The organism is Paraburkholderia sp. RL18-101-BIB-B (assembly GCF_046026985.1).
Classification (GTDB): Bacteria; Pseudomonadota; Gammaproteobacteria; order Burkholderiales; family Burkholderiaceae; genus Paraburkholderia.
In genome coordinates this window covers 361,654-385,174 of sequence record NZ_JARESV010000001.1, presented here as the reverse complement: position 1 = coordinate 385,174, position 23,521 = coordinate 361,654, and the positions used below count along the sequence as shown (strand labels likewise).

Annotated in this window: 23 protein-coding genes; 14 read left to right on the top strand and 9 right to left on the bottom strand. The window is 62.7% G+C overall.

The features are described from left to right. Positions 1 to 31: 31 nt before the first annotated feature. The 3 genes from P0D73_RS01725 (at position 32) to P0D73_RS01715 (ending at position 5,435) form a co-directional block, all read left to right on the top strand. Positions 32 to 550 (top strand): (2Fe-2S)-binding protein, encoded by a 519-nt coding sequence (locus P0D73_RS01725; protein WP_408429280.1) that lies wholly within the window; start codon positions 32 to 34, stop codon positions 548 to 550. Then, entirely contained in the window at positions 547 to 4,155 is a 3,609-nt protein-coding gene (locus tag P0D73_RS01720; protein WP_408429277.1) for a molybdopterin cofactor-binding domain-containing protein, read from the top strand. The genes P0D73_RS01725 and P0D73_RS01720 overlap by 4 nt, the downstream gene beginning before the upstream one ends. A 71-nt stretch (positions 4,156 to 4,226) precedes the next feature. Next, on the top strand, positions 4,227 to 5,435 hold the full coding sequence (locus P0D73_RS01715; protein WP_408280775.1) for an ABC transporter substrate-binding protein: 1,209 nt from the start codon (positions 4,227 to 4,229) through the stop codon (positions 5,433 to 5,435). Between the two features lie 91 nt (positions 5,436 to 5,526). On the opposite strand, the gene P0D73_RS01710 is transcribed toward P0D73_RS01715, so the two are convergent. After that, entirely contained in the window at positions 5,527 to 5,778 is a 252-nt protein-coding gene (locus tag P0D73_RS01710) for a hypothetical protein (protein ID WP_007178046.1), read from the bottom strand. 151 nt (positions 5,779 to 5,929) lie between these two features. Here P0D73_RS01710 and P0D73_RS01705 point away from each other — a divergent pair, with 151 nt between their 5' ends. The 5 genes from P0D73_RS01705 (at position 5,930) to P0D73_RS01685 (ending at position 8,714) form a co-directional block, all read left to right on the top strand. Next, positions 5,930 to 6,511 carry an RNA polymerase sigma factor gene (locus P0D73_RS01705; RefSeq protein WP_408280778.1) on the top strand — a complete coding sequence of 194 codons (582 nt, stop codon included), beginning with the start codon at positions 5,930 to 5,932 and terminating at the stop codon, positions 6,509 to 6,511. Between the two features lie 12 nt (positions 6,512 to 6,523). Continuing rightward, positions 6,524 to 6,832, top strand: coding sequence for a hypothetical protein (locus P0D73_RS01700; protein ID WP_132378165.1), 309 nt, complete (start codon positions 6,524 to 6,526; stop codon positions 6,830 to 6,832). Between the two features lie 2 nt (positions 6,833 to 6,834). Beyond that, the gene (locus P0D73_RS01695) at positions 6,835 to 7,131 is read left to right on the top strand and encodes a 4Fe-4S dicluster domain-containing protein (protein WP_132378163.1); all 297 of its coding nucleotides are present in this window, start codon (positions 6,835 to 6,837) and stop codon (positions 7,129 to 7,131) included. Positions 7,132 to 7,233: 102 nt separating this feature from the next. Beyond that, positions 7,234 to 7,950, top strand: a complete 717-nt coding sequence (locus P0D73_RS01690; RefSeq protein ID WP_408429274.1) for an O-methyltransferase — start codon at positions 7,234 to 7,236, stop codon at positions 7,948 to 7,950. 245 nt (positions 7,951 to 8,195) lie between these two features. Next, the gene (locus P0D73_RS01685; protein WP_408280784.1) at positions 8,196 to 8,714 is read left to right on the top strand and encodes a DUF6496 domain-containing protein; all 519 of its coding nucleotides are present in this window, start codon (positions 8,196 to 8,198) and stop codon (positions 8,712 to 8,714) included. 215 nt (positions 8,715 to 8,929) lie between these two features. Here P0D73_RS01685 and aptA read toward each other — a convergent pair whose 3' ends face one another. Next, positions 8,930 to 10,258, bottom strand: a complete 1,329-nt coding sequence (aptA, locus tag P0D73_RS01680) for an omega-aminotransferase AptA (RefSeq protein ID WP_408175160.1) — start codon at positions 10,256 to 10,258, stop codon at positions 8,930 to 8,932. Between the two features lie 235 nt (positions 10,259 to 10,493). On the opposite strand from aptA, the gene P0D73_RS01675 reads away from it, so the two are divergent. After that, complete coding sequence (locus P0D73_RS01675; protein WP_408429272.1) at positions 10,494 to 11,909, top strand: aminotransferase-like domain-containing protein; 1,416 nt, start codon at positions 10,494 to 10,496, stop codon at positions 11,907 to 11,909. A 9-nt stretch (positions 11,910 to 11,918) separates the two neighbouring features. On the opposite strand, the gene P0D73_RS01670 is transcribed toward P0D73_RS01675, so the two are convergent. From P0D73_RS01670 to P0D73_RS01640, 7 genes are all read right to left on the bottom strand, one after another. Further along, positions 11,919 to 12,542, bottom strand: coding sequence for a LysE family translocator (locus tag P0D73_RS01670; RefSeq protein WP_132378153.1), 624 nt, complete (start codon positions 12,540 to 12,542; stop codon positions 11,919 to 11,921). A 267-nt stretch (positions 12,543 to 12,809) separates the two neighbouring features. Next, positions 12,810 to 13,493, bottom strand: coding sequence for a 4-carboxy-4-hydroxy-2-oxoadipate aldolase/oxaloacetate decarboxylase (gene ligK / locus P0D73_RS01665; protein WP_408175157.1), 684 nt, complete (start codon positions 13,491 to 13,493; stop codon positions 12,810 to 12,812). A gap of 2 nt (positions 13,494 to 13,495) precedes the next feature. Next, on the bottom strand, positions 13,496 to 14,521 hold the full coding sequence (locus P0D73_RS01660) for an amidohydrolase family protein (protein WP_408311979.1): 1,026 nt from the start codon (positions 14,519 to 14,521) through the stop codon (positions 13,496 to 13,498). A 64-nt stretch (positions 14,522 to 14,585) separates the two neighbouring features. After that, complete coding sequence (locus tag P0D73_RS01655) at positions 14,586 to 15,626, bottom strand: porin (protein ID WP_408175153.1); 1,041 nt, start codon at positions 15,624 to 15,626, stop codon at positions 14,586 to 14,588. Between the two features lie 167 nt (positions 15,627 to 15,793). Next, positions 15,794 to 17,152: a C4-dicarboxylate transporter DctA gene (gene dctA, locus P0D73_RS01650; RefSeq protein WP_408175152.1), complete on the bottom strand. Its 1,359-nt coding sequence runs from the start codon at positions 17,150 to 17,152 to the stop codon at positions 15,794 to 15,796. A gap of 68 nt (positions 17,153 to 17,220) precedes the next feature. Beyond that, positions 17,221 to 18,144, bottom strand: a complete 924-nt coding sequence (locus tag P0D73_RS01645) for a substrate-binding domain-containing protein (protein WP_408175150.1) — start codon at positions 18,142 to 18,144, stop codon at positions 17,221 to 17,223. A 35-nt stretch (positions 18,145 to 18,179) separates the two neighbouring features. Next, positions 18,180 to 19,031: an amidohydrolase family protein gene (locus P0D73_RS01640; protein WP_408311982.1), complete on the bottom strand. Its 852-nt coding sequence runs from the start codon at positions 19,029 to 19,031 to the stop codon at positions 18,180 to 18,182. Positions 19,032 to 19,174: 143 nt separating this feature from the next. On the opposite strand from P0D73_RS01640, the gene P0D73_RS01635 reads away from it, so the two are divergent. From P0D73_RS01635 to P0D73_RS01615, 5 genes are all read left to right on the top strand, one after another. After that, positions 19,175 to 20,413 (top strand): LysR family transcriptional regulator, encoded by a 1,239-nt coding sequence (locus P0D73_RS01635; protein WP_408175147.1) that lies wholly within the window; start codon positions 19,175 to 19,177, stop codon positions 20,411 to 20,413. 223 nt (positions 20,414 to 20,636) lie between these two features. Next, positions 20,637 to 21,365: a transporter substrate-binding domain-containing protein gene (locus P0D73_RS01630; RefSeq protein WP_408429269.1), complete on the top strand. Its 729-nt coding sequence runs from the start codon at positions 20,637 to 20,639 to the stop codon at positions 21,363 to 21,365. 13 nt (positions 21,366 to 21,378) lie between these two features. After that, positions 21,379 to 22,056 (top strand): ABC transporter permease, encoded by a 678-nt coding sequence (locus P0D73_RS01625; RefSeq protein WP_408280804.1) that lies wholly within the window; start codon positions 21,379 to 21,381, stop codon positions 22,054 to 22,056. A gap of 3 nt (positions 22,057 to 22,059) precedes the next feature. Continuing rightward, positions 22,060 to 22,827 (top strand): ABC transporter permease, encoded by a 768-nt coding sequence (locus P0D73_RS01620; RefSeq protein ID WP_408280807.1) that lies wholly within the window; start codon positions 22,060 to 22,062, stop codon positions 22,825 to 22,827. 60 nt (positions 22,828 to 22,887) lie between these two features. Next, positions 22,888 to 23,508, top strand: coding sequence for a type 2 periplasmic-binding domain-containing protein (locus P0D73_RS01615; protein ID WP_408280810.1), 621 nt, complete (start codon positions 22,888 to 22,890; stop codon positions 23,506 to 23,508). The last annotated feature ends 13 nt before the right edge of the window (positions 23,509 to 23,521 follow it).

Below are 23,521 nucleotides of genomic sequence, written 5' to 3'. Positions count from 1 at the left end.
ACACGTATCGCACAGCGAGGCCGGCACGAACATGAACCGCCCGGCGCCTCTTACGCTGAACGTGAACGGCGCGACGCACCTCGTCAGCGCCGCCGCCGACACACCCTTGCTCTACCTGCTGCGCAACGACCTCGCGCTGAACGGTCCGAAGTTCGGCTGCGGCCTCGGCGAATGCGGCGCATGCACGGTCCTGCTCGACGGCATGCCGACGCGCGCGTGCGTCACCACCGCGAGGGTCGCGTTAGGCCGCGAAATCACCACACTCGAAGGACTGGGCACGCGCGCCGCGTTGCATCCGGTGCAGCAGGCGTTCATCGAAGAACAGGCCGCGCAATGCGGCTATTGCCTGAATGGCATGATCATGACAGCCAAGGCGCTGCTCGATCGCGATCCGCATCCGAGCGTCGAGACGATCCAGCGCGAGCTGTCGCGCAATCTGTGCCGCTGCGGCACGCATGTCGAGATCGTGCGCGCGGTGCAGCGCGCCGCTGAATTGCTCGCCGCTCAAGCGGCGGCGCAATCAGCCGTGCACGATGGAGTGCGCGCATGACCGGACCGGATTTCAGCGTCGATCGACGCAACGCGCCGCCGTCGCGTCAGCAACTCTACGACGCGCAGAGCGTGCTGATCGTCACGCGGCCGCCGCAAGCGCGGGTGAAGCCGGCAATCGGTCAGCCGGGCTCGCGTTCATCGTTCGTGCCGACCGAAGCGGACATGTTCCTCGTGGTGCGCGACGACGGCAGCGTGGTCGCGTTCAATGGTCACGTCGACCTCGGCACCGGCATCGGCACGGCGCTCGCGCAGATCGTCGCGGAAGAACTGGATGTGCCGTTGACGCGCGTGTCGATCGTCCTCGGCCATACGCGTGAAGCGCCGAATCAGGGGCCGACGATCGCTAGCGCGACGATTCAGATATCGGCGGTGCCATTAAGGCACGCTGCGGCGCAGGCGCGGCAGTTTCTGCTAAAGGAAGCGGCGGCGCGATTCAATGTGAGCATCGAGCAACTCGACGTGCGTGATGGTGTCGTCTATCAAAGCGACAGCAGCACGGCGGCGAAAGGCATCGGCTACGGCGAGTTGATCAGCGGAAAACGTGTCGAACTGCAGCTCGCCACGGACGCGCCTTTGAAATCACCGGACGCGTACAAGATCGTCGGCAAGAGCGCGCCGCGCGTCGATATTCCCGCGAAGGCTACGGGCGAATTGAGTTTCGTACACGACGTGCGCGTGCCGGGCATGTTGCATGGCCGCGTGGTGCGGCCGCCGTACGCCGGCGTTGCGCAGGGCGACTTCATGGGCAACAGTCTGCTGCGGGTGGATGAAGACTCCGTCAGCGATTTGCCCGGCATCGTCAAGGTGGTGGTGATTCGCGATTTCGTCGGCCTCGTGGCGGAACGTGAGGAAGTCGCGCAGCAGGCCGTGAAGCGGCTTCGCGTGCAATGGAAAGCGGTCGAAGGTTTGCCGTCGCTCGAAACCAGTGAAGAAGTGGAAGCGGCGCTGCGCGCGAATCCTGCGAAGCGGCGCGATCTGGTAATCGACGGCGATGTGGATGCAGCGCTCGCGCAAGATCCCGCTCGCACATTGGAACGCACCTACGTATGGCCGTTTCAGATGCATGCGTCGATTGGACCGTCGTGCGCGGTGGCCGATTATCGCGAGGGCGCGTTGAAGGTCTGGTCGGGCACGCAGAATCCGCATTCGCTGCGCGCCGATCTCGCGCTGCTGATGGGCATGGACGAAGCGCACATCGACATCGTGCGGATGGAGGCGGCGGGCTGCTACGGCCGCAATTGCGCGGACGATGTCGCCGCCGACGCCGCGTTGCTCTCGCGCGCCGCCGGCAGTCCGGTGCGTGTGCAACTCTCGCGCGAGGACGAGCACGCGTGGGAGCCGAAAGGCGCCGCGCAATTGATGGACGTGCGCGGCGCGTTGAATGCCGAGGGCGAACTGGCCGCGTACGACTTTGCGACGCGCTATCCGTCGAACGACGCGCCGACGCTGGCGCTGCTCCTGACCGGCACGATCTCCGCGCAGCCACAAGTGTTCGAAATGGGCGACCGCACGGCCGTGCCGCCGTACGACTACCGCACCATGCGCATTGTCTGCGACGACACGCCGCCGATCGTGCGGGCGTCGTGGCTGCGCGGGGTGTCCGCGTTGCCGAACACGTTCGCGCACGAGTCCTTCATCGACGAACTCGCGGTGGAAGCGGGCGTCGATCCGGTCGAGTTTCGCTTGAAGCATTTGACCGATCCACGCGCAATCGAACTCGTGAAAGCGGTGGTGGAAAAGGCCGGCTGGGAACCGCGGATCGCCGAGCGTAAAGATGAAGAAGGCGACATCGCACGCGGGCGCGGCATCGCATATGCCCGCTACGTGCATAGCAAATTCCCCGGCTTCGGCGCGGCATGGTCCGCGTGGGTGGCCGATGTCGAAGTCAACCGCAGGAGCGGCGAACTCGCGGTGACGCGCGTGGTGGTCGGCCAGGATACCGGCACGATGGTGAACCCCGACGGCGTGCGTCATCAGATTCACGGCAACGTGATCCAGACGACCAGCCGTGCGCTGAAAGAGCGCGTGACGTTCGGCGAGAACGCGGTGACGAGCCAGGAGTGGGGCGCGTATCCGATCCTGACTTTCCGTGAAGTGCCGGTGATCGACGTGGTGATGATGCCGCGCCACGGCGAGCCGCCGATGGGCGCGGGCGAATCCGCGTCGCTGCCCGGCGCGGCGGCGATTGCCAATGCGCTCTTCGATGCCACGGGCGTGCGGTTTCGGCGGCCGCCGTTCACGCCGGAAACGATCCGCGCCGCGCTTGCCGATGCTCAAGCCGAAGAGGCGGCGGCTCGCAAGAAAAAGCGCTGGCGGTTTGGTTTTCTCGGCGCTTTGGCAGCGGGCGCGGCGGGTTGGGTCGGCGCGTTGTCGCTCGCGCCGCACGCCATCGCACCGATCACGCCGCCGCTCGCGAGCGCGTTTGCGCCGGATCTCGTGGCGCGCGGCAAATTGCTGGCGTCGCTCGGCAATTGCGCGGTTTGCCATACCGCGCACAATGGCGTGCCGAACGCCGGCGGCAAACCGCTCGACACGCCTTTCGGCACCGTGTACAGCACCAACATCACGCCGGACGGCCAGACCGGCATCGGCAGCTGGTCGCTCGAAGCCTTCGTGCGGGCGATGCGGCAAGGCATCAGCCGCGATGGCCATCGTCTCTATCCGGCCTTTCCGTACACATCGTTTCAGAACACCTCCGACGACGATCTGAAGGCGCTCTACGCCTACCTGATGGCGCAAACGCCGGTGCGCGCGCGTCCGCCGGAAACGAAGCTGGCCTATCCGTTCAGCGTGCGTCCGTTGATGTCTGCCTGGAACGCTTTGTTTCTCGGACGCACAACCTTCACTGCCAGCGCGACGCAAAGCGCGCAATGGAATCGCGGCGCGTACCTGGTGAACGGACTCGGCCACTGCAGCGCGTGCCACACGCCGCGCAACGCCTTCGGCGCCGAGAAAACCGGCGCGGCGTTCATGGGCGGCGGCACGGCGGACGGCTGGGAAGCGCCCGCGTTGTCGACACTCTCGAACGCGCCCGTGCCCTGGAGCGAGGACGAGCTCTTCAGCTATCTGCGCAACGGCCACGCGCCGCTGCACGGCGTCGCGGCGGGGCCGATGGCGCCGGTAGTCGGCGATCTGGCGGCGCTGCCCGACAGCGATATTCGGGCGATGGCCACGTATCTCGCGTCGCTCAATCCGTTGGAGCCGAACGCCGATCCGGCAGCGGTGGCGCGTCAGTACGAACAGGCCAGCGCGATCTCGGGCGCGCCTGCGGGCCTCGGTGCGCGGCTCTTCGACGGCGCGTGCGCTGCTTGTCATCACACGGGCAGCGGGCCGCAATTGTTCGGCGCGCATCCTTCGCTGGCGCTTAACACGAATCTGCACAGCGCAACGCCCGATAACCTGATTCGCGTGATTCTCGACGGCATCGGCTCGCCTGCGCGGCCCGAACTCGGTACGATGCCGGCTTACCGCGACAGTTTCAACGACGCCCAGGTCGCCGAACTCGTGTCGTACCTGCGTCAGCAATTCGCCGGTGGCAAGCCGGCATGGCAGGACGTCACGGCGAGCGTCGTGAGGATTCGCGCGACGCCGCGGGCCGACTGAATCGCGAACCGCTTGAACGCTCGATAACAATAGACCGCATTCCCGCAATCCTTTTGATAACGGAGAAACGCATGACCACGCGCGCAGGATGGATCTCTCGCCTCATGGTGCCGACGCTGTTCTCGCTCGCCGCCTTGAGCGCGAGCGCACAGCAGACCATCAAGATCGGCGAGATCAACAGCTACAAGGCGCAGCCCGCCTTTCTCGGGCCTTACAAGAACGGCTGGAATCTCGCGCTCGAGCAGGTGAACGCCGCGGGCGGCGTGCTCGGCAAACAGCTCGAAGTGGTGTCGCGCGACGACAACGGCAATCCTGGCGACACGATCCGCGTCGCGCAGGAACTGATTGCGCGCGAGCAGGTGCAGTTGCTGTTCGGCGGCTTCCTCTCGAACACCGGTCTTGCGCTGACCGACTTCGCGAAGCAGAAGAAGATTTTCTTCCTCGCCGCTGAACCGCTGACCGACAAGATCGTGTGGGCCGATGGCAACAAATACACGTACCGTCTGCGGCCTTCCACGTATATGCAGGTGGCAATGCTGGTGCCGGAAGCGGCCAAGCTGCATAAGAAGCGCTGGGCGCTGGTGTATCCGAACTACGAGTACGGGCAATCGGCCGTGGCGACCTTCAAGAAGCTGCTGACGGCGGCGCAGCCCGACGTGCAGTTCGTCGCCGAGCAGGCCACACCGCTCGGCAACGTCGATGCAGGCGCCGTGACGCAGGCAATCGCCGACGCCAAGCCGGATGCGATCTTCAACGTGCTGTTCGGCGCGGACCTCGGCAAGTTCGTGCGTGAGGGCAATACGCGCGGGCTCTTCAAGGATCGCAGCGTGGTGTCGCTGCTGACGGGCGAGCCGGATTATCTCGACCCGCTGGGCGCTGAAGCGCCGACCGGCTGGATCGTGACGGGCTATCCGTGGTATTCGATCGATACGGCGGCCAACAAGAAGTTCGTCGATGCGTATCAGGCCAAGTATCACGACTATCCGCGGCTCGGCTCGGTGGTGGGCTATTCGGCGTTGATGTCGATTGCCGCCGGCATCAAGAAGGCCGGGTCGGTCGATCCGGACAAGCTCGCCGCCGCGTTCAAGGGCCTTGGTGTGGATACACCGTTTGGGCCGATCAGCTATCGCGCGCAGGACAATCAGTCGACCATGGGCGCATATGTCGGCGTGACGGGTTTGAAGGACGGCAAGGGCGTGATGACGTCGTACCGGTATATCGATGGCGCGAGTGTTCAGCCGTCGGATGCCGAGGTCAAGAAGCTGCGGCCTGCCGAGTAAGGTCTTGACGCCTGCGGCGCGCGCCGCCGCAGGCATGTGGAGAGCAACATACGCCGCCGCTGCACGGCAACGCACGGCGATAGGCGGAGAATTACTCCTCCGCGTCGTGCTCGATCACGAATCGTTTCAGATAAGCCAGCACGGCGGCTTCGACCGCGCGATGATCCGCGGTGCTTTTGGAGCCCGCATTCTCCTCGTCGCCGAACAGAGTGGACGGTGCGTTGTGCACATCCACTTCCTGGCCTTCGCGAAAGACGCGAATCTCATGAACGTCTTCGGCGTACTCGGCGATCCAGTGCACGCCTTCGATATGCGCGCCGGCACGTACGGTAGGTATCTTCATGGACGTCTCCCGTCGGGCCGGACCACACGCCAACCCTTACCAATACCATACGCCGTCCAGATGTGCGGCGCGAGTCCTGTTGCACAGTTGCTCGAGGAAAGATTTTTCGCGCGCGCCACAATATTCACGCGCCTGAAACGTCTTCAGGCGCATGGAACCGCCACTCACTTCGCACACGATGACCGAACGAGACACCGACATCACCGCGACCGTGGTGCGTGAGCGCACGAGGCTCGTCAATTTTATCCGGCGTCGAATACGCGACCCGGACGATGCCGAGGACATCCTGCAGGATGTGTTCCACGAATTCGTGCAGGCTTACCGGCTTCCCGCTCCGATCGAACAAGCGAGCGCGTGGCTGTTCCGTGCCGCGCGCAATCGCATCGTCGATCGTTTCCGCAAGAAGAAAGAGCAGCCGCTGGCAGATCTGTCCGCGGCTGGCGACGACGCCGACAGTGAGTATCGCCTCGACCTCGACCTGCCGGCGCACGATGCGGGTCCCGAAGCCCTCTACGCGCGCGCTCTATTGCTCAAGGCCTTGCAGGATGCGCTCGATGAGCTGCCGGCGAATCAACGTGAGGTATTTATCGCACACGAACTGGAGGGCCGGTCCTTCAAGGACATGGTGGCGGAAAGCGGTGTCACGCTCAATACGTTGCTCGCGCGCAAACGCTACGCGGTCTTGCATCTGCGCGCCCGGCTGCAGGCCATTTATGACGAACTGGGTATCTAGAGGAGTCGAAGGATGAATTTTCGAATCAGATGTGCGGGTAAGGCACTGCTTGTGGTGGTCGCTATCGGCGTGCTCGGCTGGGTGGTCATGACTCTATGGAATTGGGTGATTCCGGCGCTATTCGTCGGCGCCCGTGCGATCGACTTCGCGCATGCGTTGGGCTTGCTGGTTTTGAGCCGCATCCTGTTTGGCGGATTCCGCGGACACGGCGGCTGGCGCGAACGGCGTCGCTGGCGCAAATGGGAAGCGATGACGCCCGAAGAACGCGAGCATTTCCAGACGGCGTGGCGATCGGGTCGCGCTCGGCGCACGGGAGATTGAACATGCGCGAGACATCACCGGCCGAGTGCAAACAGAAGCCGGGCGTGATTGCGCCCGTGGTCGACCTGACACGTTGCGAGGGAAAAGGCGATTGCCTCGAGGTCTGCCCAGAGAAGGTGTTTGAGATCCGGCGCATCGATGAGGTCGACTATCGCAGCCTCGATTTGATGCATCGCCTCAAGCTGCGCGTGCATGGAATGAAAGTCGCCTACACGCCCAACGCGCACGCCTGCCGGTCATGCGGTCTGTGCGTGACGGCGTGCCCGGAACGCGCGATCAAGCTGGCCAGGACGGCATAGCGCCACACGTTTTAGCTGATGGCGGAACGACCGTGCCTGCCTGAGGCAGTGGTCTGTCGTTTGATACGTCAACAGCATTTTCGGTCTCGTCAAGGAGCGCACATGGCTTCATCAACCACAGGTCTTCTGCAACGGCTTCATGAACAGAGCCAGACAGAAGTCATAGCCCGCGCACGGGCGCAGTTCCAAGGATCGAGCCAGGAGTTTCAGGATCTTGCAGAGGAATACGACATGCTCGCGCCACGTCTGCGTGGACGGTTTCTCGAAACGCTCGGGCTATCTAGCGAAGACTTCGAATCCTCGCAAGGCACACCGCTATCGTTAGCCGTGTCGGCGGAGACGGGAAGGTTTTTGAGCAATATGGTGCTCTCGCACAAACCGGCCCGAATCCTCGAACTCGGCAGTTCCTGCGGCGTGTCCACGCTGTATTTCGCCGAGGCCCTTCGCACGCTAGGCAGTGGCATGGTTGTAGCGACCGAACTCGACGCTGTTAAATGCGCACATCTTCGGGCCCACGTCAGAACGGCGGGCGTGCAAGCGTATGTCGACCTGCGGGAGGGTGATGTATTCCAGACCATTTCCGAACTGGACGGCACTTTCGACATGGTCTTTATCGACGCATGGGCCAGCACCTATCTCAATCTATTCAAGCAAATTGAACGGCTGCTACGTCCCGGATCTATCGTTCTCGCCGACAACATGTACACAGCCGAGGACGCCGTCCGGCCATACAAGCACTACCTTGCCGGCAATCCGCGCTTCTCGACAACGACGCTGGACTTTGAATCGGGGCTCGAATTTACGGTTGTCGTCTCGTAAGCTAACGAAGAGCGGTGCCGCCGTACTGGCGAAGAGCCGTCAGGACAGGCACTTCCATCACATGAGTAGGGGAGAATGAGCAGCCCCCCACCGGGACTGCGGGCGGCGAACTTGACGAAACGCCACGGGCAATTGTCGAAGTCGGCTGGCTTCAGACGGCGTTTTTCAGCGCGATTCGCCTGCCAGACGCCGCGCGGCACACGCGTTGCTGCATGACACAGGCCACATCCAACTGGAGAACTGTCATGCCTGAAAAGAAAACGATCGAGCGTGCTAAGACCGACAAACGCGCCGGCAAAGCATCGAGCACCCAAGCAGGTGAATTCGTCAAGGAACAGGTCGATAAGGTGCGTGCCGGCAAGCACGGCGTCAGGTCGGCCAAGCAGGCGATTGCGATCGGCCTCTCGGAAGCGCGCCGCGCGGGCGTCGCCGTAAAGTCGCCGAAGAAGGGCACGGCAAGCGAGGCCACCCGCAAGAAGGCCGCTACGGATAACGCCGCTGGCCAGCACAAGAGCACCACGAAGAAGAGCACCGAGTCGACTGCGAAGCGCTCGCGCGCCGCCACTAATGCGTTGAAGCGCGAGGGCAGCGCGGGCGCATCGCCGGCAGCGCTGTCGAAGCAGACGAAGACGGCGGCAGCCAAACGCCCCGCCGCCAGCCGTTCCGCAGCGGCGAAGAAGGCTGCTGCGACCAAGGGTGCTGCTGGCCGTTCGGCGGCTGCGAAGAAAGCCGCTCATACGCGGGCTTCGCGTACGCACCGTTGAGCTTCGCGGCAGTCGCGCGGCGCGACGGTCAGCTGAGCTGAGCGGGGCCGGGCCGGCGGCTCGCCGCCCGCCGCGCCCGGCGGCGGTCGCGCCGCGTTGCGCGATGCCGCCATCCTCGGCGTGCGTTGCTTGAGCGTGTGACGCACATAGCGCATTCGAAAAAAAGGCGGCGCAAATAACGCGCCGCCTTCTTTCTGCTGCCTATCGCGAGCTGATTACTGCACCGTAGCCAACACGTCGCCCACGGTCTTGAAGATGTGCGCGATCTGCTCTTCGTTGATGATGAGCGGCGGCGAGAACGCGAGGATATCGCCCGTGAAGCGCACCAGCACGCCCGCTTCGAAGCACTTGACGAACGCTTCGTAAGCCCGCGCGCCCGGCGCGCCGTCGCGCGATTCGAGTTCCACGCCGGCGATCATGCCGAGGTTGCGCACGTCCTTCACGTGCTTCGCGCCACGCAGCGAGTGAGCCGCCGCTTCGAACGTCGGCGCAAGCGTCGCGGCCCGTTCGAACAGACCTTCGCGCTTATACAGATCGAGCGTGGCGACTGCGGCTGCCGTCGCGACCGGGTGGGCCGAATACGTGTAGCCGTGGAACAGCTCGATCGCGCCTTGCGCGCCGCTGTTCACGATCGTGTCGTGGATCGTGCGGCTCGCGGCCACCGCGCCCATCGGAATCGCGGCATTGTTGATCGCCTTCGCCATCGTGATCAGGTCCGGCGTCACGCCGAAGTATTCGCTCGCCGTGGCCTTGCCGACGCGGCCGAAAGCGGTGATCACTTCGTCGAAAATCAGCAGGATGCCGTGCTTCGTGCAGATCTCGCGCAGCTTTTGCAGATAGCCTTGCGGCGGAATCAGCACGCCCGTCGAGCCGGCCACCGGTTCGACGATCACCGCGGCGATGGTCGACGCATCGTGCAGCGTGACGATGCGTTCCAGTTCCTCGGCGAGGTGCGCGCCCCAGGCCGGCTGGCCTTTCGAGAACGCGTTGTGTTCGAGGTTATGCGTGTGCGGCAGATGATCGACCGCCGGCAGCAGCGCGCCCGAGAAGGTCTTGCGGTTCGGCGCGATGCCGCCGACCGAGATGCCGCCGAAGCCCACGCCGTGATAGCCGCGCTCGCGCCCGATCAGGCGTGTGCGTTGGCCTTCGCCGCGCGAACGGTGGTACGCGAGCGCGATTTTCAGCGCGGTGTCGACCGATTCCGAACCCGAGTTCGTGAAGAAGATGCGGTCGAGGCCTTCCGGCATCAGTTCGGCGACTTTGGTGGCCGCTTCGAAGGCGAGCGGGTGGCCCATCTGGAAGGTCGGCGCGAAGTCGAGCTTCGAGAGTTGCTGGGTGATCGCCGCGACAATTTCTTCGCGGCCGTGACCGGCGTTCACGCACCACAGACCCGCGCAACCGTCGAGCACTTCACGCCCGTCCGTGCTGCGGTAGTACATGCCCTTGGCCGATTCCAGCAGGCGCGGCGCGGCCTTGAACTGGCGGTTGGCGGTAAAGGGCATCCAGAAAGACGACAGATCGTCGATGACGGGGCGCGAAGTCATGGGTATCTCCTCGAAGTGGTCGCCCAAGGGTTTCTATTGGGGCATGGCGAAACTGTAGCGTTCGCGGTTTAATGGCGGCATAAACAGTTGACGCAGTGTGGCGCTAACTGTGTTGGTGGATTCGCAGCAACTGTGTCGATGCTTGCCGTGGCAGGCCGGCAAGCTCGCCGGCGCCGCGTTTCGAACGTACTCATATGCTCAGCCGCCTTGCGCGGCCCGCTTTTTCGTCCTGATCATGATCGAACTACAACTCGAGCGCGACCGGCGCGCCGCTCCCACGCTCGTCGAGCAGGTGGTGCAAGGCTTTGCGCGCGCCATCGAAGGGCAATCGCTGCGCGCGGGCGCGCTGTTGCCGTCGGTGCGGCAACTGGCGCAAAGCCACGACCTGAGCACCTTCACGGTCACGGAGGCGTACAACCGGCTGGTGTCGATGGGCCTCGTGGTCGCGCGGCGCGGTTCCGGCTATCGCGTGGCGGCGCGCTCGCAGGCTGCGCGGGTCGCCGCCACCGACTGGCAGCCGCCGAGCCTCACTGCGACCTGGCTCCTGTCCGACGTGTTCGCCGATCATTCGGTGCCGATCAAGGCGGGCGGCGGCTGGCTGCCGAACGAGTGGATCAACGAGACGGGTTTGCAACATGCGCTGCGCGCCATGAGCCGGGTGCCGGCGGCGCGCCTCGGCGACTACGGGCATCCGTATGGATTCGCGCCGCTGCGCGAGCGAATCGCCGAGCAACTCGACCGGCGCGGCCTGCCGGTGGATGTCTCCAACATCCTGCTCACGCAAGGCGCGACGCAAGGGCTGGATCTGATCGTGCGCACGCTGCTGCGCGCGGGCGACGCCGTGATCGTCGAAGATCCCGGGTATTGCAATCTGCTGCAGATTCTCAAGCTGGCCGGACTGGTGGTGCATGGCGTGCCGCGCACGCCGGCGGGCGTCGATACGGACGTGCTCGAAGCGCTGGTCGCCGAGCACAAGCCGAAGGCGATCTTCGTCAACACGACGCTGCAGAATCCGACCGGCGCGACCTTCGGCATGTCGGCGGCGTTCCGCCTGCTGCAGATCGCCGAGCGTCAGCGCATGTGGGTGATCGAAGACGATGTGAGCCGCGAACTCGCGCCGTCCGGCGCGCCGTTGTTCGCGGCGATGGAAGGCTTGCAGCGGGTGCTTTACGTCGGCGGTTTTTCGAAGACGGTGACGCCGGGGCTGCGTTGCGGCTACGTGGTCGCCGAGCGCGCGGTGCTGCGCGAATTGGCGCGCACGAAGATGGCGGTGGGGTTGACGTCGTCGGAGGCGATCGAGCGGATCGTCGACAAGGTGCTGCTGGAGGGGCGCTATGCGCGCCATGTGGAAGCGGTCAACGAGCGTCTCAAGCTCGCGCACGCGACCGTCGAAGAGCGGCTCGATTCGCTCGGCCTCGAACTGTTTCACCGGCCGCGCGCCGGGCTGTTCCTGTGGGCGCGCTTGCCGATCGAAGCAGAGCGGGCCGGCGAAGTGGCGACGGCCGCGCTCACTCACGGTATCTGGCTCGCGCCGGGCTCCTACTTCCGTCCCGACGATGCCCCGAGCGCCTGGTTCCGCTTCAACGCACCGTATTCGACGGACGATGCGTTGTGGCGGTTTATCGAGCGAGTCGGGCAGGGCGCGTTATAGCGACCGGGTTCAGGCCGACTGCCCGATCAGCTTCAGCGCGATCGGATACAGCGATAGCACCAGCAGCAGCGCCATTGCCACATTGAAAACGCGCAACCGCTTCGGGTCCGACAGCACCTGCCGCATGGCGGTGCCGAAACCCGCCCACAGGCAGATGCACGGAAAGCCGATCACGTAGAAGATCACCGCCATCGCAATGGCGTTCATGCTGTAGCTCTCGCTGAGGTGGATCGTCGTGGCGGCGGTCAGTACCATCATCCATGCCTTCGGATTGACCCACTGGAAGGCGATCGCTTCGTAGAACTTCATGGGCCGGCGCTCGCCTTTTTTTACCTTCAACTCGCCCGAAGTGCCGATCTTCCACGCGAGGTACAGCAGATACGCGACGCTCGCGACCTCGAGCACCGTGTAGAGCACGGGGAAATGCACGAAGGCTTCGCCCAGACCGATCCCGACCGACAGCATCAACAGCACGACGCCGGCGCTGATGCCGGACAGATGCGGCAACGTGCGGCGGAACCCGAAATTGACGCCCGAGGCCAGCAGCATCGTGTTGTTCGGACCGGGCGTGATGGTGGTGACGAGCGCGAACAGGATGCCGGCGGGCAGCGCGCTGAGACTGAGAAATGACATGGCAAGCTCCGGTGTCGGGCGGAAGAACATTGGAGCATTCTAGCGAGCGTTGCCGGTACAGTACCGGTACGGTTTGTGAGATGGTGTCCGGTACGGGTGGCGGTGGATTGCCTGCGTGCGGCGGTCCGCGGATCGATATAAGGCGACCGTAGTACTGAAATTGATATCGCAGCGGAAGGTGTCGCCGGAGAACTGGCCAATCGTTCCAAAAGACCGGCGGCGCAGCGTGCGCTGCGCCACCCACGCTGCGTCCAACACCGACGCCTGTCAGTCGATATAACGCAGCCCCAGCTTCGCGAGCGGCTCACGCATCTGGTACATGTCGAGCCCCAACACGCCCGAGGCGAGTTTCGCGCGCTTCTGCGCTTCGTTCGCCTCGCGTGCGCTCGCGTTCTCGAGCGTTCGCGCCGCCATTGCTTGCGGTACGACGACCACGCCATCCTGATCCGCGACGATGACGTCGCCCGGCGTGACGAGCGCGCCCGCGCATACCACCGGCACGTTGACCGAGCCTAAGGTCGCCTTGATCGTGCCTTTCGACGAGATCGCCTTGCTCCACACGGGGAAGTTCATTTCGGCGAGCACGCTGACGTCGCGTACGCCCGCATCGATGACCAGTCCGCGCGCGCCGCGCGCCTTGAAACTGGTGGCGAGCAGATCGCCGAAATAGCCATCCGTGCAATCGGCGGTGATGGCGGCAACCACCAGGTCGCCGGGTTGAATCTGTTCGGCGGCCACGTGCAGCATCCAGTTGTCGCCGGGATGCAATAGCACGGTGACGGCGGTGCCCGATGCATTCGCACCGGCATAGATCGGGCGCATATACGGCTTGAGCAGACCGGTGCGGCCCATTGCTTCATGCACGGTAGCGCTGCCGAGGACGCCGAGTGCGTCCGCGACGCCGCTGTCCGCGCGCGTGATGTTGCGATAAACGACTCCGAGTTCGTACATGATCAACGTCCTTGCGCGGCGAGGGCGGCATCCAGACGCGGATAGACGCGGCGTGCATTACCTTCGTAAATCTTGAAGCGCTGTTCGGGGTGCATGTCGGCGGCCTCGATGTAGCGTTTCGTATCGTCGAAATAGTGCTGCGTGTACGGATCGATACCGCGCACCGCGCCGATCATCTCGCTCGCGAACAGAATGTTGTCGACGGGAATCACTTCGGTCAGCAGATTGATGCCGGGCTGGTGATACACGCAGGTGTCGAAGAAGATGTTGTGGAGCAGGTGCTCTTCCAGTGGCGGCTTTTTCATCTCCTGCGCGAGACCGCGGAAACGGCCCCAGTGATACGGCACCGCGCCGCCGCCATGCGGAATCACGAAACGCAGCGTGGGGAAATCATGGAACAGGTCCGACGTCAGGCACTGCATGAAGGCAGTCGTATCCGCGTTCAGGTAGTGCGCGCCGGTCGTATGGAAACACGCGTTGCAGCTCGTGCTCACGTGAATCATTGCCGGAATGTCGTACTCGACCATCTTTTCGTAGATGGGATACCAGTAGCGGTCGGAGAGCGGCGGGCTCGTCCAGTGGCCGCCGGACGGATCGGGATTCAGATTGATCGCGACGTTGCCGTACTCTTCGACGCATTTCACCAGTTCGGGAATGCAGCTCGCCGTATCGACGCCCGGACTCTGCGGCAGCATCGCCGCGGGAATGAAATGCTGCGGAAACAACTGGCTCACGCGGTAGCACAACTCGTTGCAAATCGCCGCCCAGGTGCTCGACACCTCGAAGTCGCCGATGTGATGCGCCATGAAGCTCGCACGTGGACTGAACACGGTGAGATCGAGCCCGCGTTCGCGCATCAGTCGCAACTGGTTGGTCTCGATCGAGTCGCGCAGTTCGTCGTCGCTGATGTTCAGTTCGGACGGCTTGGGGCGGCTCGCCGGCTGGCCGATTGCCGCGATCTGGCGGTTGCGCCATGTCTCCAGCGCTTTGGGCGCGGTCGTGTAGTGCCCGTGGATGTCGATGATCATGGTTGGCTCCTGGGAAATTCGGCGCGTGCATCGATCACGCGCATCGGGATGTGAGTTCGACGTACTAGAACAGCACGTCGATGCCGACGGTGACGGCCGTCTGACTCGACGCGCCGGCTGGGTTCAGCGTGCTGACCACCGCGTGCTTGTACGAGGTGTAATCGACTTCGCCGTAGAGCGTGGTGCGCTTGGACAGCAGATAGGCGAGCGAAACGATCGACAGGCCGCGGCGGCTGGCCTTGTCGTTCGACACGGTGGTCTGGTAGTAGCCGCCGTCGAAAATCATGTCCGGCCTGATGGTCCATGAAATGCCGCCGAAGGCGTTGTTGGTCACCTGGTGCGGTGCGGCCGGATTCTGCAGGTCTTCGGACATGAAGCCGCCCGACACCCGCACCGGGCCGATTTTGTAGGCGGCACCGGCCATGTAATAGCTGTCGCCGATGTAGGTCGTCCCGGTCAGTATGTTGCGATGCCCGTACACGCCGCCGAGGCTCGCCGGACCGGCGCTATAGCTCATGCCGACTGAACGCGTCGCTCCACTGCTGAAATTTCCCGGCACACCGCCGAACGAGTTGTCCACTTCGAACAGCAATGGCCCGAAAACATTCTTGTACTTGACGGCGTTGTTGTTGCGCGTGCCGTCCGAGGCCGTGGTCAACGGCAGGATCGGCGTGAAGTGAAAACCGAACGGATCGTAGATACTGATGATGTCGTGCGAAATCGTGTATTGGCGGCCGAGGTCGATCGACCCGTACTTCGAATTGCCAATGCCGACGAATGCCTGCCGGTTGAATTCGACGCCGGTGGTATTGTCGAACTGCCCGTTGCCGAGATTGAAGCCGTTCTCCAACTGGAAGTGCGCGTTCCAGCCGTCACCCAGGTCTTCCTTTCCCAGGAAGCCGAGTTTGTTCGAACTGTAGTAGCCGTTCGAATTCATGGTCACCACCGTGCCGCCGCCTTTTGCCGCGTTCGTCTGGTAACGCACGCCACCGTCTACCGTGCCGTATAGCTGGACGCTCGATTGCGCGTGTGCGGACATTGCGCCCAGCGTGCCGGCCGCTGCCGACAGTCCAACCCCAATGGTTCTCCAAACCTTTGTTTTCATAGTACGTCTCCGATCTAATGTCGTTGTGTGGAACCGCTGGCAATGGCAGGGCCGCGCCATACGATTCGTATGACTAAATAAAAGCTATGCTTTCAGATCCGATTTTCAATTTCATCGGGCCGGCGGAGCTCACTCATCGGTGCCACCGGCCTTGCGGACATTCGTGGCTAGTTGCCTGCCCGACCGCTGCTCGTCTGATTGAGGCGCCCCGGCGAAGGCGGAACCGGCTTGAAGCCGGTTTTCAGTTCACGGCGCAGCGCGCCGCGGTCGAGTGCCTTCTCCCAGTTCGCCACCACGATGGTCGCCACGCTATTGCCGACGATGTTGGTGAACACGAATCCGCTGGACATGGCCTTGTGAATGCCGAGAATCAGGGCGATCGATTCGACCGGAATCGTGTTCGATGCGGCGAGCGTCGCTGCCAGCACGGCAATCGCCGCACCGGATACGCCTGCCGCGCCCTTCGACGTGAGCAGCAAGACGGCGAGCAGTACCAGTTGATCGTGCCAATTCATTGGCGTGTTGGTAGCTTGGGCGAGAAACACGGCGGCTGCGGCGAAATACAGGCACGTGCCGTCGTGATTGAACGAGTACGCCGTCGGCAGGACCAGACCGACCACCGATTTTTCGCAGCCGAGCCGTTCGAGTTTGTCGATCAATTGCGGGAAGACCGTCTCCGACGAACTCGTACCGATCACCAGCAGCAACTCCGCGCCGATATAGCGCATCAAACGCAGCAGGCTGAAGCCGTTGACTTTCGCGATCGGCCAGAGAATCAGCAAGAAGAACAGCGCGCAGGTCAGATAGAACTCGAGCACGAGTTTGCCGAGCGAGATCAGCGTGCCGAAGCCGAATTTGCTGACCGTGAAGGCGATCGCGCCGAACGCGGCGAGCGGCGCGATTTTCATCGTCAAGCCGATGATCCAGAAGAGCGAGCCCGACACCGAGTCGATCAGATTCAACGCCGGCTGCGCACGCTCGCCGATTGCGGCGAGGCCGAATGCGAACAGTACCGAGAAGAACAGCACCTGCAGCACGTCACCGCCCGCGAACGCGCTGATCGCCGTGTGCGGAATCACGTTCAGCAGGAATTCGCTCGTCGTGACGACGTGATGCGCGTTGGCGACGTACGTATCGACGGCGGCGGAGTGCACGCTATGCATGTCCACGTTCATGCCGACACCGGGCTTGAGCACATTGATGACCACGAGGCCGAGCACCAGGGCGAGCGAGGTCACCACTTCAAAGTAGAAGAGCGCCTTGATCGCCACGCGGCCAACTTTCTTGAAGTCGTTGACGCCCGCGATGCCGCTGCATACGGTGCAGAAAATGATCGGACCGATCAGCATCTGGATGATGCGGATAAAGGCGTCGCCCACGGGTTGCAGATCGATGCCGAACTTCGGAAAGAAGTAACCCGTGGCGATACCTAGCGCCATGCCGGCCAACACCTGGAACGACAGGTCGAGATAGAACGGCTGACGTTCCCTGGGTTTCGCGGCGGTGGACTTGCCGGGCAAGCTCATGGTGTCTCCTTAACAAACTGCGGCGAACTTGGGTTCGCTCAAAAATCGTGAAACGGACGAATGCTGTGTCAGCGTGCGGCGTCGCCCAGAATGTCGAGGCTGTCGGCGAAGATCTCGTCGACGGTCAGCTTGCGTGGCAACAGCTGTTGCTGCTCGCAGAACGCAAGGGTTTCTTCAAGCGGCCCGCGCAGTGCGTCGTAGCCGAATAGCAGCTTGTCCGGCTTGTTGGCGTTTTCCGCGGCGTTCTCTGCGGCGGCCAATGCCTTGCCGCGGCTCAGCAGGTCGTACACGGCACGCACGGCTTGCGGATTCGAATCGGCCAGCGCTTGCGTCACCACCACGACGTGATTGATCGGCACGTAACGATGAAGCGTGTACCACTCGCGGTCGGCGGCGGCCGCATTGTCGATCAGCGGTTTGAATTCAGGCTCGTCCGGCAGATCGTTGCCGAGAATGGCGGCGTCGATCTCGCCCGCGCGAAGCATCGGCAGCAGTTGCTTGCCGGGGGCGGCGCGCTGCACGAAAACGGGGTCGGCATACTCTTCCAGATGCGCGCCTTCGATTGTCACCCATTCGATCTGTTCGAGCGGCACGCCATAGGTTTGCCCGAGAATGGCGCGTACCCACATGCCGGTGGTCTGCGAGTAGGCGCGCACGCCCACCTTCTTGCCTGCGAGACTGCCGACATCGAGTTTGCCCCGCTCCGCATTATAAATAATGCAGCCTTGCTGAAAGCGCGCGGCCACGACAGTGGGCAAGAGCACCACCGGCTTGCCATAGGCCTTCGCCTGCAGATACGTGACGATCGCCAGTTCACTGACGTCATACGCCTGACGGCGCGCCATCGGCGCGAACGCACGATGAATCGGCTCGACGTCCTCGAACAGCAACTCGACGGCCGGGTCAGTCAGTTCGCCGGCTTTCAGCGCCCGCGTGTGCGGATAGGTTTTCAGCGCGGTCTTCAGGCGCAGCGGTTGTGTGGAGGTGCTCACAATCGGGTTTTCCTGTTTCGTTCGAGGTGAAGATATCAAGCGGCGAGTGCCGGATAAACCGCACGCGCGGTGCCGCCGAAAATCGCTTCGCGCGCGTCGGCGGGCAGCATCGATAAACTCTCGCGGGCCTCGGCGAGCAGTTGCGGCAGCGCGCCTTCGGCAGCGGGAAAGTTCGAGCCCCACGCAATACGATTGGCGCCGAATGCGTCGAGCACGCGCGGGAAGAATGCGGCGGGCGTCGACGCGCCACGCGAGGCTTCGACGATCGTGCGATTCGTGAGCTTCAGGAACACACCCCGATGCGACGCGAGGCTGAAGAGCGGTGCCGCTGCTTCGTACGGCGGGCCGCCAGCGAGTTCGGGACGTGCGAGGTGATCGAGCAGGACCCGGATGTCCGGAAAGCGCGAGAGCATGTTCACGAGCGCGGGAATGCCTTGCGCGGTCATCTGCAGGCAGATCGACACGTTGTGGCGCTGCGCGTAGTCCCATACCAGGAACGAGCGTTCGTCGTCGAGCCAGCCCGCCTGGCCTGGCATCGTGCTGCCGGTGGTGAAAAGACGCAGGCCCGAGAGGCCCGCGTCGAGCCAGCGCTGCATTTGCGTGACGGCGTCGCTTGCCAGCACGTCGATCGAAAATACGCCCGCGAAACGATCCGCATGGCTGCGCACCGCTTCGACCACATAACTATTGTCGTTGCCGTATACCGTCGAAGCTTGCACCACCACCGCGCGGTCGATGCCGGCTTCGTCCATCGAGGCGAGCAGACCTTCGAAACTGACCGGACGTTTCGCCGACCACTCCGATTGATGGCCGCCGACCGGCGCGAGTGGATAACGTTGTTTATCCGGGGAAATTGCGTGAGTGTGCGTGTCGATGACGACGGACATGAAGGCGCTCCTGACTGAAAACTTTCTAATGGAATGAGCGTTACTGTAAGCGCGATGTGGCCGGAGTCCTCAATATGAAGTGAGGCCCAGCCCATAGATTTACGTTAAGCTAAGGGTTTTCACATAGCCGGTTTGGAGGGTCGATGGAGGCTGTCGAACATGCATCGGCGGACGACGATCTGGCGCGATTGAGGCGTCTCTTCCTGTTCGACGCGGTGTGCGAAGCCGGTGGAATCGGGCAGGCGGCGGTCCGCGCGGGGCGCACGCAGCCGGCTGTGAGTGTCGCCATTAGCAAGCTGGAAGCGAGCTTTGGCGGCCAACTGTTCGAGCGCGGTTTCGGCGGCAGCGAATTGACGGGCGAGGGCGCGATCCTGCAGCGGCGCGTGCGCCGCATGCTCGATCAGATGGAGCGTGCCGTGACGAGCCTGAGCGGCCAATCGGCGGCAAACGCGGCCAAGATTTGCCGCCGTCTGACCGACGCGCAGGTGCGCTGTCATATCGCCATCGCCAACGCGGGGTCCGCGGCGGAGGCCGCGTTGTCGTTGGGCATTTCACAGCCGGCGGTGCATCGGGCCGCGCGGCAAATCGAGCAGAACGTCGGCGTGTCGCTTTACCGGCGGCGCGTGCACAGCGTGTCGGCGAACGCCGCGGGGATCGAATTCGCGCGCTGTCTGAGTCTCGCGCTCTACGAGATCGCGCAGGCAGGGGAGGATCTGGCATACGCCCGCGGGCAGCTCACCGGGAAGGTGGCGATCGGCGTCTTGCCGTTGCTGCCGTCGCGGCTCGTCGCGCGCGCCATTCAACGGCTGCGCGAGCGCTATCCCGCCGCGCGCGTCACGGTCGAAGAGGGTTCCCATGCGCTTTTGCTGCACGAATTGCGCAGCGGCATGATCGACATCATTGTCGGTGGTTTGCGCGAGCCTCGCCTCACGGGCTCCGTGCAGGAGACCGAACTGTTTGCCGATCCTTACGTCGTGGCTGTGCGCAAGGGGCATCGACTGGCCAAACGGAAAACCGTCGGGCTTCTCGATCTCGCCGACTACGACTGGGTCATGCCTCAGCGCAACGTGCCGCGACGCGCGGTGATCGATTCGATTTTCGGGCAGTTGCCCGTCAAGCCGCCTCTGGTGCTCGAGACCAGTTCGCTCGCGATGATGCTCGCGATGCTGATGGAGAGCGATTGCATCACGCTGCTATCCCGTGCGCAGATCCGCGACGCCTATCCGGGACGCGAGCTGGTGGCGCTGGAACTGGAGACGCCCGAGGCAAGCCGGGCGGTCGGCTATACCGTGCGCACCGACTGGCTGGGCACGGCGGTGCAGCAGGCCTTCGTTGAGGTTTTGCGCGGAGAATGCGCGGCCGAATCCAACTACGAGCCGTGACGGCCGGTGCGCTACCCGAACGGCGATTTGCGGGTAAACCCGATTAGGGAATTTGCATAAAAGTAAAATATTGACGTTAAATTAACGACCGACTACCTTTACCTCTAATGCGACGGACTACCCGGGGCGCAGCAATCGCGACGAGAGAGTTGCCATGTCACACACCCTGTTTCGACGTTTTCGAGGATTGGTCGTCAGCGCCCTGATGGGCGCAGCAGTGCTCATGTCAGCGCCGGCCTTTTCGGCCGGCGACACGTTGAGAGTTGCAACCGAGGGCACCTATCCGCCGTGGAGCTTCAAAGACGCCTCCGGCCAGCTTCAGGGCTTCGACGTGGACATTGCGAATGCCCTTTGCGCACAGATGAAGCTGAAATGCCAGATCGTTGCGCAAGCGTGGGACGGCATCATTCCTGGTCTTCAGGCCAATCGATATGACGCCATCGTCGCGTCGATGTCGACGACGCCTGCGCGACGCAAACAGGTTCTGTTCACCAACAAGTACAAGGACACGACGTCGAGCTTTATCGCGGCAAAAGACAGCGGCATCAAGGACGTCTCGCCCGCGGCACTGAAGGGCAAGCGCATCGGCGTTCAACGCGGCTCGTCGCAGCACCAGTGGCTCGTCGCCAACGGTTACGACAAGACGGCGTCACTCGTGCTGTATGACGATACCCGTCAGCCGGAACTGGATCTCGTAGCAGGTCGCGTGGACCTCATCATCGGCAACAAGGCGACCTTCTATTCCGACTTCTTCAAGCGACCAGACGCGAAGGACTTCGCGTTCATCGGACCTGAATTCAAAGGCGGTGTACTCGGGGACGGGAACGCAATTGCGGTTCGCCTCGACGACACGGAACTCTGCAATCGTATTAACGCAGCGTTGGCCGCGATCATGGCGAACGGCACCTACGACCAGATCAGAAAGAAGTATTTCCCTTTCGCTCTGATGTAATGCGGGAGCCAGCATGCTCAGCTTCACTCTGAACGGTTATGGCGGACTCATTCTGCTTGGGGCCCTGACGACTCTGCTGGTCGCACTCGCGGCCGCAGCGATCGGCTCGGTAATCGGAATACTAATGGCGGCTGCCAAGCTGTCTCCGTTGCGGCTTCTCAGGCAGTTCGCCGGGGCCTACACGACCACCATACGAGGTGTGCCGGACCTGCTGGTCATTTTCCTTGTGTATTACGGCGGCAGCGCAACCCTTTCTCATGTCCTGGGCCGGCCCATTGAAATCAATGCGTTCGGGGCGGGTGCCGTGTCGCTGGGACTGGTGTTCGGCGCCTATGCGACGGAAATCTTCCGGGGCGCAATTCTGGAAGTTCCGCGCGGCCAGTTTGAAGCCTCCGCAGCGCTGGGATTGACGGGCGCAGGGGGCTTTGTGCACGTCATTGCACCACAGGCGTGGCGCCTCGCCGTACCTGCTTTCGGGAATCAGTTGACCGTATTGCTGAAAGAAACTGCGCTTGTCTCGCTGGTCGGTCTGGAAGACCTGATGCGAAGAACAGGCTTTGCCGTCGAAGCGACAAATCGCCCGTTCTTCTTCTACCTGATTGCCGGCGTGCTGTACTTCGTTCTCAGCTTCGCTTTGACAAACGTTTTTAGCACGGTTCGTCGCAAGACATCGACCGCATTGGCGAGGTGACGCATGTTCGACTTCTCATTGCTCATTTCGAGCTTTCCGCGTCTGCTCGCTGCCTTGCCCATCACGCTCGAATTGTTTGTCGCCATCGTGGTCGTCGGCATCATTGTGGGCGTGCCCACGGCGCTTGTTGGATTGAGCTCGTCCAGGGTTCTGAGCGGTAGCGTTAAGTTTTACATCGGCGCATTCCGTGGCACGCCGGCGCTCGTGCAATTGTTCTTTCTCTACTACGGATTCGGACAGTTCTCTTTTATTCGACACTCCGTGGTCTGGCCGCTCTTGCGTGACCCATTCACCTGTGCAGTCATTGCCTTGGGCCTGAATTCGGGTGCGTACACGGCGCGCATTCTGATGGGGGCGCTGTCTGCCGTGCCGAAAGGCATTGTCGAAGCTGCCGAGGCACTCGGGTTAAGTCGAGCCTCCATACTCACTCGCATCAAAGCACCGATCGCTATTCGGATTGCAATCCCCGCCTATGCGAACGAAACGATTCTGAACCTGAAGGCGACGTCGCTGGCATCGACGGTGACCATCATGGAATTGACGGGAACGTCGAAGTTGCTGGTTAGTGAAACTTACGCGCCCTATGAGATTTTCGTCGCCGCTGGATTGATTTATCTCGCGATGACGTTTTTTCTCTCGCACGCGTTCCGGATTCTCGAACTGAACATTGCACGCAGAACAGGGAAGGACGTCAACGTCGTCAACGCTCGAAAGCCCAAGCAAGCCGCGATGCTGAAGTCTTCAGATTCTGGTGACGCTCACGCGACCTAGTCGTCATATGGCGCATCTTGATAGGCGGACTCATGCCTCCGAGTCCCTTACGAAAAGTTAATGGAGAAACGCAAATTGCTTCGGTTTCTGACACTTGGACCAAGTGGCAGCAATCACGAGTTCGTGACTGCCCGATACATTCAACATCACGGTCTGGAAGGACGGGCGTCGATGGCGCTGGTATTGAGCTTTGACGAGGCCGCACGACTGGTGATCGACGGCGAGGCCGACTATATCGTGCAGGTTGCAGTCCATCCTTCGACGGCTGACATCGTTGCGAAGTACCGCAAACAACTTTTCGTCATCGATGCATTCGTCTCTTCCAGCAAAGACATGGCCGTAGTGACCCGCGTCGACGTCGAGATACCGCGCACGCTCGCACTTCAGCCCGCCACGCGCGACTATGTCAACACAGATGGACTGACGCTCATTCCGGAGACATCGACAGCCTCGGTTGCGAATGGACTCCTCTCGGGCAAATACGAAAGCGGTCTGACCTACTCGTCCCTTGCTACCGAGAATCCCACCCGCTTCAGAATCGACGAGCGGATCGGAACTGTCGACGACCCCTGGATTGTCTACGGCCGTGAGCGGCTGTCCGACGGCCAGGTTGTCGCCTGGAAGGAGAGTCCGGCGGCTCAGGCATTCCACGCTCAGACAATCACGCGGCTTGACACCTGAGTCGCACGACAAT